The sequence below is a fragment of the Pseudomonas sp. YNh genome (genome assembly GCF_037993085.1).
Lineage (GTDB): Bacteria > Pseudomonadota > Gammaproteobacteria > Pseudomonadales > Pseudomonadaceae > Aquipseudomonas > Aquipseudomonas putida.
In genome coordinates this window covers 150,478-163,492 of sequence record NZ_JBBMRJ010000009.1, presented here as the reverse complement: position 1 = coordinate 163,492, position 13,015 = coordinate 150,478, and the positions used below count along the sequence as shown (strand labels likewise).

At 62.6% G+C, this 13,015-nt stretch carries 13 protein-coding genes; 8 read left to right on the top strand and 5 right to left on the bottom strand.

The genetic code is table 11. From position 1 onward, the window contains the following. Positions 1-18: 18 nt before the first annotated feature. From pstC to WF331_RS12150, 8 genes are all read left to right on the top strand, one after another. Positions 19-987 (top strand): phosphate ABC transporter permease subunit PstC, encoded by a 969-nt coding sequence (gene pstC / locus WF331_RS12185; RefSeq protein ID WP_016486165.1) that lies wholly within the window; start codon positions 19-21, stop codon positions 985-987. Next, complete coding sequence (gene pstA / locus WF331_RS12180) at positions 984-1,877, top strand: phosphate ABC transporter permease PstA (RefSeq protein WP_016486166.1); 894 nt, start codon at positions 984-986, stop codon at positions 1,875-1,877. The genes pstC and pstA overlap by 4 nt, the downstream gene beginning before the upstream one ends. 50 nt (positions 1,878-1,927) lie before the next feature. Then, positions 1,928-2,716: a phosphate ABC transporter ATP-binding protein PstB gene (pstB, locus tag WF331_RS12175; protein ID WP_016500238.1), complete on the top strand. Its 789-nt coding sequence runs from the start codon at positions 1,928-1,930 to the stop codon at positions 2,714-2,716. 94 nt (positions 2,717-2,810) lie between these two features. Further along, on the top strand, positions 2,811-3,509 hold the full coding sequence (locus WF331_RS12170; protein ID WP_063425813.1) for a hypothetical protein: 699 nt from the start codon (positions 2,811-2,813) through the stop codon (positions 3,507-3,509). Beyond that, complete coding sequence (locus tag WF331_RS12165) at positions 3,509-4,108, top strand: hypothetical protein (RefSeq protein WP_016500236.1); 600 nt, start codon at positions 3,509-3,511, stop codon at positions 4,106-4,108. The genes WF331_RS12170 and WF331_RS12165 overlap by 1 nt, the downstream gene beginning before the upstream one ends. Positions 4,109-4,462: 354 nt before the next feature. Further along, positions 4,463-5,650, top strand: a complete 1,188-nt coding sequence (locus WF331_RS12160) for a porin (protein ID WP_340622953.1) — start codon at positions 4,463-4,465, stop codon at positions 5,648-5,650. Between the two features lie 221 nt (positions 5,651-5,871). After that, positions 5,872-7,035: a nitric oxide-sensing protein NosP gene (gene nosP, locus WF331_RS12155; protein ID WP_063425815.1), complete on the top strand. Its 1,164-nt coding sequence runs from the start codon at positions 5,872-5,874 to the stop codon at positions 7,033-7,035. Then, positions 7,004-8,902 carry a PAS domain-containing hybrid sensor histidine kinase/response regulator gene (locus tag WF331_RS12150; RefSeq protein ID WP_016500233.1) on the top strand — a complete coding sequence of 633 codons (1,899 nt, stop codon included), beginning with the start codon at positions 7,004-7,006 and terminating at the stop codon, positions 8,900-8,902. Before nosP ends, WF331_RS12150 begins: the two co-directional genes overlap by 32 nt. A 61-nt stretch (positions 8,903-8,963) precedes the next feature. Here the strand turns inward: WF331_RS12150 and WF331_RS12145 are convergent, their stop codons facing one another. From WF331_RS12145 to WF331_RS12125, 5 genes are all read right to left on the bottom strand, one after another. Further along, entirely contained in the window at positions 8,964-9,629 is a 666-nt protein-coding gene (locus tag WF331_RS12145) for a response regulator transcription factor (RefSeq protein ID WP_016500232.1), read from the bottom strand. A 52-nt stretch (positions 9,630-9,681) separates the two neighbouring features. Then, complete coding sequence (locus WF331_RS12140) at positions 9,682-10,230, bottom strand: PQQ-dependent catabolism-associated CXXCW motif protein (RefSeq protein WP_340622952.1); 549 nt, start codon at positions 10,228-10,230, stop codon at positions 9,682-9,684. A gap of 267 nt (positions 10,231-10,497) precedes the next feature. After that, a complete protein-coding gene (locus WF331_RS12135; protein ID WP_016500230.1) occupies positions 10,498-11,289 on the bottom strand; it encodes an ABC transporter permease in 792 nt (263 codons plus the stop codon). Then, a complete protein-coding gene (locus WF331_RS12130; protein WP_016500229.1) occupies positions 11,286-12,026 on the bottom strand; it encodes an ABC transporter ATP-binding protein in 741 nt (246 codons plus the stop codon). The genes WF331_RS12135 and WF331_RS12130 overlap by 4 nt, the downstream gene beginning before the upstream one ends. Beyond that, the gene (locus tag WF331_RS12125; RefSeq protein ID WP_016500228.1) at positions 12,023-13,012 is read right to left on the bottom strand and encodes a YVTN family beta-propeller repeat protein; all 990 of its coding nucleotides are present in this window, start codon (positions 13,010-13,012) and stop codon (positions 12,023-12,025) included. The genes WF331_RS12130 and WF331_RS12125 overlap by 4 nt, the downstream gene beginning before the upstream one ends. Between the last annotated feature and the right edge of the window lie 3 nt (positions 13,013-13,015).

Sequence of the window (13,015 nt, the reverse complement as noted above, 5' to 3'; positions counted from 1 at the left end):
TAGTCCCGGAACTTGCCCATGAACACACCCTTTGCCATACCGGATAACCCCGATTCCGCGTGCCAGCCACCGTCTGCGAAAGACTTCCTGGTCGATCGCACCTTCCGTGCGCTTGCACGCATTGGTGTGGTGCTGGTACTGGCGCTGGTCTTCGCGCTGGTCTACGAAGTGGGCCGCAAGGCACTGCCCGGCATCGAAAAGCACGGCTTTGACGTGCTGTTCGGCAGCGTCTGGGACGTCAACCAAGGCAAGTACGGTATTCTGCCAGCGATCTGGGGCACGCTTTACAGTGCCTTCATCGCCCTGTTGATCGCCGGTTTCTTCGGCGTCAGCATGGCCATTTTCCTCACCCAGGATTTCCTTCCGGCCAAGCTCGCCGCAGTGTTCCGCACCATCGTCGAATTGCTCGCCGCCATCCCCAGCGTGGTCTACGGCCTGTGGGGCATCTACGTGGTCATCCCGGCGATTCGCCCGCTGACCGCCTGGTTGAACAGCGAACTGGGCTGGATCCCGTTTTTCGGCACCTCCCTGAGCGGGCCCGGCCTGCTGCCTGCTGCGCTGGTACTGGCGATCATGATCCTGCCGACCATCGCTGCCGTTTCCCAGGATGCGCTGACCAGCGTACCGATGAAAACCAAGCAGGCTGCCTACGGCATGGGTACAACCCACTGGGAAGCCATCCTCAAGGTGATGGTGCCATCGGCTGCTACCGGCATCTTTGGTTCGCTGGTGCTGGGCCTGGGCCGCGCGCTCGGTGAAACCATGGCACTGGCCATGCTGGTCGGCAACGCCAACACCATTTCCCTTTCCTTGTTCGCCCCGGCCAACACCCTGGCGGCGCTGCTGGCGCTGAACTTCCCGGAAGCCGGCCCGAACGAGGTCGAAGTGCTGATGTACGCGGCACTGGTCCTGATGTTCATCACTCTGCTGGTGAACGTGCTCGGCTCGATGATCATGCTCTACGCCCAGCGTGGTAACAAACAATGACTGACTTGACGACCCCTGTAGCCGCATTGCCCAGCCTGCAACGCAAGCTGGAAGGCCGTGCCCTGCGCAGCGTGCTTTTGACTACCCTGGCATGGCTCGCGGCACTGGTGGCCAGCGTGCCGCTGATTTCCGTGCTGTACATGCTGATCACCCGCGGCGGTGCACGCCTGAGTCTGGAAGTGTTCACCGAGCTGCCGCCGACCGGCTTCGAGATGGGTGGCGGTTTTGGTAACGCCATGGCCGGTACCTTCGTCATGGTCGGCATTGCCGCCGCCATCGCGGTACCGGTCGGTATCCTGGCAGCAGTGTTCCTGGCCGAACTCGGCCCCGACAGCAAGCTGGCCAACGCCGCGCGCTTTGCCGCCAAGATGCTCACCGGCCTGCCGTCGATCCTGGCCGGGGTGTTTGCCTACGCCCTGGTGGTGATGACCACCGGCACCTACTCGGCGCCGGCTGGCGGTGTGGCCCTGGCAGTACTGATGCTGCCGATCGTGGTGCTGACCGCTGAAGAGTCGATGAAGATGGTGCCCAAGATCATGAAAGACGCCGCTTACGGCATGGGCTGCACCCGTGCCCAGGTGATCTGGAAGATCGTCCTGCCCACAGGCCTGCCGGCGATCCTCACCGGCGTCATGCTGGCCGTGGCCCGCGCCGCTGGCGAAACCGCGCCACTGCTGTTCACCGCATTGTTCAGCAACTACTGGATCTACCATGACGGCAGCCTGGCGGTCATGAACCCTACGGCCTCGCTCGCCGTACTGATTTACAACTTCTCCGGCATGCCATTCGACAACCAGCTCGAGCTCGCCTGGGCGGCCTCGCTGGTGCTGGTAATGATCGTGCTGGTAATCAACATTCTGAGCCGAGTCTTCGGCAAGCCCAAGTATTGAGAAAGGGAGCATCCCACTTGAACGTATCCACTGCGCAAAGAGCCGCTCCCATGGTCAGTGAAGCCACCCCGATCGTCATGGACTGCAAGCTGGACAAGATTTTCTACGGCAACTTCATGGCCGTGCGTGACAGCCATGTGCCGATCAGGAAGAACGAGATCACCGGCTTCATCGGGCCGTCGGGCTGCGGCAAGAGTACCGTGCTGCGTAGCCTCAACCGCATGAACGACCTGGTGAAGGGCTTCCGGTTTGAAGGCCATGTGCACTTCCTGGGCCAGGATGTCTACGGCAAGGGTGTTGACCCGGTGGTCGTGCGCCGCTACATCGGCATGGTGTTCCAGCAGCCCAACCCGTTCTCGATGAGCATCTTCGACAACGTCGCCTTTGGCTTGCGCCTGAACCGCTACAAGGGCGACCTGGGTGACCGCGTGAAGCACGCCTTGCAAGGTGCCGCGCTGTGGGACGAAGTGAAGGACAAGCTCAAGGTCAGCGGCCTGTCGCTGTCCGGCGGCCAGCAGCAGCGTCTGTGCATTGCCCGCGCCATCGCCACCGAGCCCGAAGTGCTGCTGCTGGACGAGCCATGCTCGGCACTCGACCCTATTGCCACCCGTCGCGTGGAAGAGTTGATGGTCGAGCTGAAGAAGGACTACACCATCGCCCTGGTGACCCACAACATGCAACAGGCGATTCGTGTGGCTGACACCACGGCGTTCTTCTCGGTCGATATTTCCCAGGGCAGCCGCACCGGGTACCTGGTCGAGATGGGCCCTACGGCGCAGATTTTCCAGAACCCACGCGAGCAACTGACCAGCGACTACATCAGCGGCAAGTTCAGCTGAGTCAGGTACGCCCAAGGTGGCCGGGTGTTGCAGCCAGGGAGGTTGCAGCACCCGGCCGCGTTACCTTCCGTTAAAGTGTTACCCGGGATTTCCAATGCGAGCAACGCGTCGTCTTGATCTTTCAGCGGTAGAGCGCGCACTGCGCGAGGTGCAGGGCCGCTTTGCCGAACTCAGCCGGCATTTCACCGAGCCGCGGGACCCGTTTACCGACGAGGTGCTGCTGAACGTGCTTGAAGGCTACGCCCTGATTGACGACTATGTCGCTCGCGGTATCGACCTCTTCGACCTGCAGCAGCTGAACCTGATGCTGGAAATCAATGCCACCGTGCTGTGCGGCAGCGACCCGGCCCGTCGCCTGGAATATGCCCCGCACCTCGCCGCAACCGAGGCGCACTTTTTCAATAACGTCGAAGGTGGCATCAAGGACTTGTACAACTGGTACTGCTCGTACCGCAGCGATTCGGTCTGGAAGCGGGCAGCCGGTGTTTATGTACGAATCCTCAGCAAGCCGCAGTTGTTCATCGAAGGCAACAACCGCACAGGTTCGCTCATCGTCAGCTACCTGCTGATGCGTGCCGGGTTGCCGCCTTTCGTGCTGTCGCTGGACAACGCCGAGGGTTACTTCAACCCGTCCTCGGTCATACGCAACTCCGCTAAACACGGTGTAAAGGCTTTGTACGAACTACCCAAGATCAAGAAAAAGTACGCGGCTTTCCTTGAAGAGAAGGCGCCTGCGCCCGGCAAGTTCTTCCTGAACGGCACGCCCGTGCCTGCCTGCGAGGGGCGCCGCTGATGCAACGTTACTCCATGTTCGCACGCGGGCGCCAAGCCCTTGAACGCAAGTTCAAGCGTGGCCAGGTACGCATTTCGTTCGATATTGACGACACGCTCGCCTGCCTGCCCGAGCACGCTGCCGCCGAAGACAGCAAGCTGCCGAATTTCGTCCATCGCTGGTTGGGCGAGCCCCTGCGCAGTGGCACGCGCTCGCTGATCCGCGACCTGCGCCGCCAGGGCTGCAGCATCTGGATCTATACCTCGTCGGGGCGCACCCCGGCCTACATCCGGCGCTGGCTGATGCTTTATGGCATCCATGTCGATGGTGTGGTCAACAGCGACCGGCACCAGCATATCCTGGCCCAGAACGGCCTTGAGCATTCGCCCTCGAAGTTGCCCTCGGCGTTCGATATCGACCTGCATGTCGATGATTCCGAAGGTGTGCGGCTGGAAGGCGTCGACCACGGTTTTCGCGTTGTGGTGGTGTGCCCGAAGGACGAAAACTGGGCACAGAAGGTGATGGACGCGGCGGTCGACGTGCAGGCACGGCTGGCCTGGCAGCAACCGCACCGCTATGAGATGCCCGTGCGCCAGCGCTCGCAGGCGCTTGCTTCCTGAGGGCAGTGGTCAGCGCACTCGGTAACAACGGGGCTGCTTTGCAGCCCTTCGCGGGCTTGCCCGCTCCCACAGGTCTGGCGCTGAGTTCAAGAGATGCGTGATCCCTGTGGGAGCGGGCAAGCCCGCGAAGGGCCGCAAGGCGGCCCCAGTTCGTACAGTTGTATTGATACCCGCCTGCTATTCATGCGTACACCTTAGGTCTTGCCTCCTGGCCAGACCCGGTAGCGCGACCAAATCATCACGCCGCATTCGCCAGCCCAAAGCACCTGCCCGCCTGCCCCAAAGCAGCGTATCTGGCCATTTGGCCACTTCCGATAATCGCCTCCGACATCCAGTCCCCGTTTGGAGCGCGCCATGCACAACAACAATAAGCACCTGTCGCCTCGTTTCCTCGCAGCCGCCATCGCCAGCTTTTCTGCCCTGGGCCTGAGCGGCGTCGCCGAGGCCGAGATCATGCTGTACGACAAGGACCAGACAACGTTTTCCACCGACGGTTACATCAATGCCTTCTACGTCAACAGCAAGGTCGACCGTGAGGGCGAACAGTTCGACCGCCGCCAGTCGCGGGTGAAAATGGGCTTCTTGCCCAACTACCTTGGCTTCAACATGGGCAAGCAGGTGGATGACCTGAAGCTCGGCGCGCGTGCCTCGTTCTGGGTAACCATCAACGACAGTGAAACCAACGGCACCGACACCGCCATCGACGTGCGCCAGTTCTACGGCACCGTGGCCAACCCCGCGTGGGGCGAGGTGCTGATCGGCAAGGACTTCGGGTTGTTCGCCCGCTCCAACATCCTGCTGGACGAGCTGCTGGCCGGTTATGGCCAGGTCAGCGACACGCTGGGGCTGGTGGACGGCGGCGGGGTGTCGTTCGGCAACATCGGCAGTGGTTACCCGTACCCGTTCCCCACCTCGCAGATCACTTACCGCACGCCGGTGATGGACGGCCTGCGGGTGGCGGTGGGCATCATGGACCCGGTAGACACCAACGACAGCAGCCCGACCGGCAAGGCCTACCAGGAAAACCCGCGCACCGAAAGCGAAATCACCTACCAGTTCGACCTGGGCGGGGCGCAGATCTACAGCTGGGTCAACGGCAGCTACCAGACCTCCGACAATACCGATTCGACGGTGGAGTCCATTACCTCCAAAGGTGTCGGCTATGGCGTGCAGGCCAAGATGGGCGGGCTGTCGCTGACAGGCTCGGGGTTCCAGGCCAAGGGCATCAACCCGTTCTTCACCAACAACGCGGGCGAACCGGTTTTGCGCAATGTCGACAGTGACGGCTACCTGCTGCAGGGCTCGTACAAGTTCGGCAAGAACCGCGTGGCGCTGTCCTATGGCAAGACCAAGGACGATGGCAATGGCGCGGTGGGCAGCGGGGCGGACTACGAGACCCGCGGCGTGGCGCTGTTCCATGATGTAAACGATAACCTCAAGCTGGTGGCCGAGTACAACCAGTTTTCCATCGACGGGCATGACACCAGCGCGCAGAACGAAGACACCGATACCTTTGCGGTGGGTGCGGTGTTGACCTGGTGAATCCCTGGGGCTGCTGCGCAGCCCATCGCCGGCAAGCCAGCTCCCACAGAGACCGCGCAAAGCTTGAGGGGAGCTGGCTTGCCGGCGATGGGCCGCAAGGCGGCCCCAAATGATGCGGGCTATTACGCCCATGGAACCGCCCACCCACTACCCAAGTAGCATTCGTCCCCCTTGCTCACCTTCGTACACTGACCCCTCAGCCACCCGCGCCGGAGACCACGATGCAGCAGGCTCAAAACGACGGTGTGGTCAGCGCCATGTCACAGGCCCCCGATGCACGGCTGGCCGCCCAGGACCTGGCGCGGCAGCTGCTGCACCCGCACCTGGGTTTCGTGCTGTTCTTCTGTTCCGCCGAATACGACTTGCAAGCCTTGGGCGAAGCGTTGGAGCAGGGCTTTGGCGGTATCCGCCTGGTCGGTTGCACCAGCGCTGGCGAAATCACCCCGCTGGGCTACGGCCGCAATTGCGTCACGGCGGTGGGCTTTGATCACCGGCATTTTTCCATCGCCACCGAGCTCATCGATGAGATGGAGCACTTCAGCCTGATCGACGCGCAGCAGATGGTCGAGCGCCTGGTCGGCACCTGCCGCAGCAACACCCTGGCGCCGATCAAGGGCCACAGCTTTGCCCTGACCCTGCTCGACGGCCTGTCCAGCCGCGAGGAGATGGTGCTCGCCGCGCTCAGCGCGGCACTGGGTGACATCCCGCATTTTGGCGGTTCGGCCGGTGACGACAATTACCTGACCCGTACCCATGTGTATTTCGGTGGCGCGTTCCACAACGGTGCCGCAGTGGTAGTGCTGGTCAACACCTGGCTCGATTTTGAAGTGTTCACCACGCACCACATCCTGCCACGGCAGGAAAAACTGGTGGTAACCGGCGCCGACAGCGCCCAGCGTCGGGTCTTCGAGCTGAATGCCGAGCCTGCTGCCGAGGAGTACGCCCGGCACATCGGCGTGCCGGTGGCTGCGCTCGATTACCGGGTATTCGCCGCCCATCCGCTGGCCGTGCGCATTCATGACCAGTACTACGTGCGGGCGATCCAGCAAGTGCATCCGGACCTGAGCCTGAGTTTCTACTGCGCAGTGGAAAATGGCATCGTGCTCACCGCCATGGCCCCGGGCCCGCTGTTGCCGAACCTGCACCAGCTGTTCGACGGTTTGCACCAGCGCCTTGGCCCGCCGCTGCTGACCATCGGTTGTGATTGCTTTCTGCGGCGTCTGGAGCTGGAAGCCCATCACGGCCTGGAGCCGGTGGGTGCGTTCTTGCGCGAGCAGCGGGTGATCGGCTTCAACACCTACGGAGAACAGTTCAATGGCATGCATATCAACCAGACCTTCACCGGGGTCGCCATTGCCCGCAACCGGCCTCCTGTCGGGCGCTGAACTGCAAGCAGAGCTCAGCCGGCTGCAGCACGAAAACCACAAGTTGCAGCGGATCAACGGCGCGTTGATTGAACGCATCGAGTCGGGGGTAACGCGGGGCAACGACCCCTATGCGGCGTTCCAGCATTCGGTGGTGCTGGCCGAGCAGGTGCGTGAACGCACCGATGCCCTGAACCAGGCCATGGCTGAGCTCAAGGCCGTCAACCGGCTGCTGAGCGAAGCCCGACAGCGGGCCGAGACCGCCCACCAACACCAGATTCGCCTGATTACCGACAATGTCCCGGCGCTGATCGCTTACCTGAATGCCGATCTGGTCTACGAATTCACCAACAAGGTTTATGAAGAATGGTATTGCTGGCCGCACGGCGTGATGCTGGGCCAGAGCCTGCGCGAGGCCCACAGCGAGCAGCATTACCAGCGCCTGCAAGCCTATGTGGCGCGTGCCTTGGCGGGGGAGAGCGTCACCTTCGAATTTGCCGAAACCAACATCACTGGCCAGGAGCGCTACATGCTGCGCTCCTACGTACCCAACCGCCTGGCCAATGGCGACGTGGTGGGCATCTTCGTATTGATCCGCGACATTACCGAGCGCCGCAATACCGCCCAGGCGCTGCACCAGGCCTATCAACACCTGGAGCAACGGGTGCGCGAACGCACCGCTGAACTGACCAGCCTCAACGACCAGTTGCTGCGTGAGATAGAGGAGCGCAGCCAGGCCGAGTCGCGCCTGCGCGAGGCCAAGCGCGAGGCCGAACAGGCCAACCTGTCGAAAACCAAATTCCTCGCTGCGGTCAGCCACGACCTGCTGCAACCGCTGAACGCGGCGCGGCTGTTCACCAGCGCGCTGCTCGAGCGCCGCGAGCCGCAAGACAGTGCCCACCTCGTTCGAAATGTGAGCAACTCGCTGGAGGATGTAGAGAACCTGCTAGGCACCCTGGTTGATATATCCAAGCTCGATGCCGGCGTGATCAAGGCCGATGTCGCCCCGTTCGCCCTCAGCGAACTGATGGACAACCTGGCTGCCGAATACGCCGAAGTGGCGCGCAGCGAAGGGCTTGAACTGCATTTTGTGGGCTGTTCTGCGGTGGTGCGCAGTGACATCCAGCTGCTGGCGCGGATCCTGCGCAACCTGCTCAGCAATGCCATCCGCTACACCCACAGCGGGCGCGTTGTGTTGGGTTGTCGGCGCCAGCGTGGCGGCCTGCGGATCGAAGTGTGGGACAGCGGTATCGGCATTGCCGAAGAGCACCTGGAAGAAATGTTCCAGGAGTTCAAGCGCGGTGATGTCCAGCGCCCGGACCAGGACCGCGGGTTGGGTTTGGGCCTGGCGATCGTGGAAAAGATCGCCGGCATCCTCGGCCACCGGATCCGGGTGCGTTCATGGCTCGGCAAAGGCTCGGTGTTCGCCGTCGAAGTGCCGCTGAGCGCCACCGCGCCCAAGGCCCAGCCAAGCCCGGTGATCTGCGAGCCGATGCTCGAACGCTTGCGTGGGGCGCGGGTGTGGGTGCTGGATAACGATGCGGCGATCTGCGCCGGCATGCGTACCCTGCTGGAGGGCTGGGGCTGCCAGGTAGTCACGGCGCTGTCGGAGGAAGACCTGGCGCGCCAGGTGGACAATTACCACGCCGAGGCCGATCTGCTGATCGCCGACTACCACCTGGACAACGACTGCAACGGTGTCGACGCCGTGGCGCGGATCAATGCCCGCCGCGCTCAGCCGCTACCGGCGCTGATGATCACCGCCAACTACAGTAACGACCTCAAGCAGCAGATCCGCGAGCTGGGCCATACCCTGATGCACAAACCGGTGCGGCCGATGAAGCTCAAGACGGCGATGAGCCACTTGTTGGCCGGCGGCATGACATAGCCGCTGGCCTTTTCGCAGGCTTCTGTGGGAGCGGGCAAGCCCGCGAATAGGCCGTTACAGGTCAACGCCTCAAGTAATCAGCAAAATCGATATCGCCGGCACTCAGGATTGCCTGCACCCGGTTGTGCACATTGAGCTTGCGCAAGATAGCCGAAACATGCGCCTTGACCGTGGTTTCGGCGATATCCAGCGTATAGGCGATCTGCTTGTTCGATTCGCCCTTGGTCATGCGCTCAAGCACCAGCAGCTGCTTGCGGGTCAGCGCCTGGAGCATTTCCGGCGGGAAGCTCGGGGTATCGTTGTGGCGCCGGCTGGTGCTGCTTTTTTGCGCGCGGATGATGTCCGGTGGCAGGTAGACATTGCCATTGAGGATCTGCTCGATCGCTTCGATCATCTGTGAGCGTGGCGAGGACTTGGTGATGAAGCCCACGGCACCGTAGGTGATGGCCTGCAACACGATCTGCTTTTCCTGCTCGGCTGAAACGATCACTACCGGGGTGGTCGGCGCCTCGTTGCGCAGGGTGATCAGGCCATTGAGGCCATGCATTCCGGGCATGTTCAGGTCAAGCAGGATCAGGTCGAGGTCATCGTGCGCCTGGGTCAATGCCAGGGCGCTGTCCAGGTCGGCCGTCTCCATGACCTCGCTGCCTTGAAAACCATCGCTGATGACGTTGTGGATGGCTTCGCGAAACAGGGGGTGATCGTCGGCAATCAGAATTTTGTACATGGCCTTTTCACCTTTTTTTTATTGGATGGGCACGCGTTCGCAGGCAAGTGTTTCAGGGGAAGGGCACGGGCTGCGCCGGCTGCAGCGGCAGGTTGGCCTGCTGCCAGGCGTCCACACCGTCGCGGTACCAGTACAGGTTGTCATAGCCCAGGGCTTTTGCGCGTTTTACCGCGTTCCAGCTTAACCAGCAATCGGAGCGGCAGTAGAAGACCAGCGGTTGCTCCGGGTGCCCGGCAGTGGCTTTTTGCAGGTTACGCACGAAGTAGTCCTGCCAGGGCGGGCTCAGTTCGCCGTCGCCGGTGTTGGCCAGCCACACGCTGCCGGGCAGGTTGCTGTGTGGTTCGTCTTCGATGAAGCGGCCTTGCAGCCATTGCCGGCGGTAGACGTCAACCAGCACCGGCCTGGGCGTCTGGGCCAGCAGGCGTTGCAGCGTGGCGGTGTCGATGACCTGGCCACCTTCGACCTGTTGCGGGGTCGGGCTGCGATAGAGGGTGGCGCGGTAGCCTTCGGCGGAGAACAGCGGCGTGGTGTCGGCGTGGGCGACGCTCAGCGACATGCTCAGCGAAAGGGCAGCCAACAAAGGGCGCAGGGCACGTGGCATGGTTTTGTCCTTTTTGTTATAGGCCCATTACATGCCAGTGGCGGTGCGTTGTGAATGCGACGATTAGACAGCAAAGGCAGTACTAAAGTAGTAGCTGGCGGACCGACGATATTCCCGATTTGCTAATTTTTTTCATGCTGGAGCAGTCCCTGTGGGAGCGGGTTCACCCGCGAACACCGGCATAGCCGGTGCCATACACCGCGTCGCCTTCTTCGCGGGTAAACCCGCTCCCACAGGCGCCTCGCTCAGCCAATGGATTGCGACCCGTCAGCGGGGCTTGCGCAGCGCCGCATGCTGGGGGTTGAAGGTGAGTATCGCCAGCAGGGTAAACAAGGCGGTCAACCCCAGGCACACCGCCAGCGCCAGCAGGTTCAGCCGCTCATAAAGCGCAAACCGCACCAGTTCCACGGCATGGGTAAACGGGTTCACAGCACACAGCCAGTACAACCACTGGCTGGCCTCGCGCATCTTCCACAGCGGGTACAACGCCGAAGACAGGAAAAACAGCGGAAAAATCACGAAATTCATCACCCCGGCAAAATTCTCCAGTTGGCGGATCGCGTTCGACAGCAACAGGCCCAAGGCGCTGAGCATGAACGCCACCAGCAGCATTGCCGGCAGCGCCAGCAGCAAGCCCGCAGCCGGTGGCTGCACGCCGTAGAGCCAGGCGATGGCGAGGAAGGCATAGACTTGCAGCAGGGAAATCAACGAAGTCGCCAACAGCTTGCTGCCCAGCAGGAAAGGCCGCGGCAATGGGCTGGTCAAGAGCACGCGCATGCTGCCCATCTCGCGGTCATAGACCATCGACAGCGAGCCCTGCATGCCGTTGAACAGCAGAATCATGCAGGCCAGGCCCGGAATGATGTACACCTCGTAAGGGATATAGGTGTCGTAGGGCTCGATGATTGCAATGCCCAGCGCCGCGCGAAACCCGGCGGCGAACACCAGCAACCACAGCAGCGGGCGCACCAGGGCACTGAGCAGGCGCGTGCGCTGCAACACGAAGCGCAGCCATTCGCGCAGCATGATGCCGTTGAAACATTGCCAGTAAGCGTTCATCGGGCGTCGGCTCCTGAGTGGGCGTTGGTCAGCCTGGCAAAGGCGTTGTCGAGGTCGCCGCCGTGCTCCAGGCTCAGCGCATCGGCGGTGCCACTGGCTACCAGGCGGCCCTGATGCAGAATCAGCAAGTCATCGCTGGGCTGCACTTCATCCAGCAGGTGGGTGGTCCACAGCACACTGAGCTGCTGCTCGCGGCACAGCCCGCGCAGGTGCTGGTTGAGCGCCAGTCGGCTGGCAGGGTCAAGGCCGACGCTGGCTTCGTCGAGCAGTAGCAGGCGCGGCTCATGCAGCAGCGCGCGGGCAATTTCCACCCGGCGCCGATGGCCGATGTTCAGCTCGCGTACACGATCGCGCCTGCGTTCGCCAAGGCCCTGGCGGGCCAGTTCGGCTTCCACCCGCCGGTCGCTCTGGCGCCGCGACAGGCCATGCAGCGCGGCGTGGTAGCGCAGGTTCTGTTCAACGCTCAGGTCCAGGTCCAGGGTGCTTTGCTGAAACACCACGCCCAACTGGCGCAACGCCGGGCGTGCAGCGTTGCGCAGTGAGCAGCCGCTCACGCGGATGTCGCCGTGCTGCAGGTCGTAGAGGCGGGTAAGCAGGGCGATCAAGGTCGACTTGCCGGCGCCATTGGGGCCCAGCAGCGCGGCGAAGCGCCCGGGCGCCAGGCTGAAACCCACCTGCTTGAGGGCTTCGCGCTGGCCGTAGGCGAAGCTCACATCACTGACGTCCAGGGCGTTCATGGTGTTACCACCACGCCCCAGGGGTAGCGCCCGACCTTCACCGACTTGAGCACTTTGAGGGATTTCGCGTCGATCACCGAAACGTCGCCGCTGACCCCGTTGGTGGCCAGCAACTGGCGCTGGTCCGGGGTGAATGCCAGCTGCCAGACCCGCCGCCCGACCAGCAGGTAGTCGAGTACCTCGTAAGTCTTGGCATCAATCACCGCCACATGGTTGGCCGGGCCCAGGGCGACGAAGGCGTACTTGCCATCGGCGCTGAGCTTGATGCCCACCGGCTGGACCTTGTCCGGGTGAACGCCCTTGATCTGGAAGTTCAGGGTTTTCAGCACTTGTCGGGTGGCCACGTCGAGGATGGTCACCGTGCCACCGATTTCCGCCGACGCCCACAGCCGCGAACCGTCCTTGTCGAACTCGACGAAACGCGGCCGCTGGTCGACCAGGGTGCTGTCGGCCAGGGTCTGGGTGCTGGTGTCGATCCAGTGCAGCATGTTGGTGGTTTCACTGGTGTTGACGGCCCACTTGCCATCGGGGCTCACCGCCATGCCTTCAGGTTCGATACCGACGTCGATCTGCCCGAGCACCTTGTCGGTGACGGTGTCGATCACCGTCACCAGCGCATCGTCCTCGTTGGACACGTACAGCCAGCGGTCGTTGGGGTGCAGGGCGAACTGCTCGGGGTCTTTACCAGAGGGCAGCTCCTTGATGATCTTGCGGGTGGCCACGTCCATCACCTGCACCCGGTCCGAATCGCTGGCGCAGATGTACAGCAGCTTGTTGTCGTGTGACAGCAGCAGGCCGCGCGGGCGCTGGCCCACCGGCAAGGTTTCGGTGACTTCCAGCGTTTGCATGTCGATCAGGCTGAGGCTGTTGTCCTTCTCGTTGGAGACCCAGGCAGTGGCGGCCATGGCGTGCCCGCAGGCAAGCGCCAAAGCGCCCGACAGCAGGCTGGGGTAAAGCAGGGCCCGGTGGAAGAGGGGGCGGCGCATGGC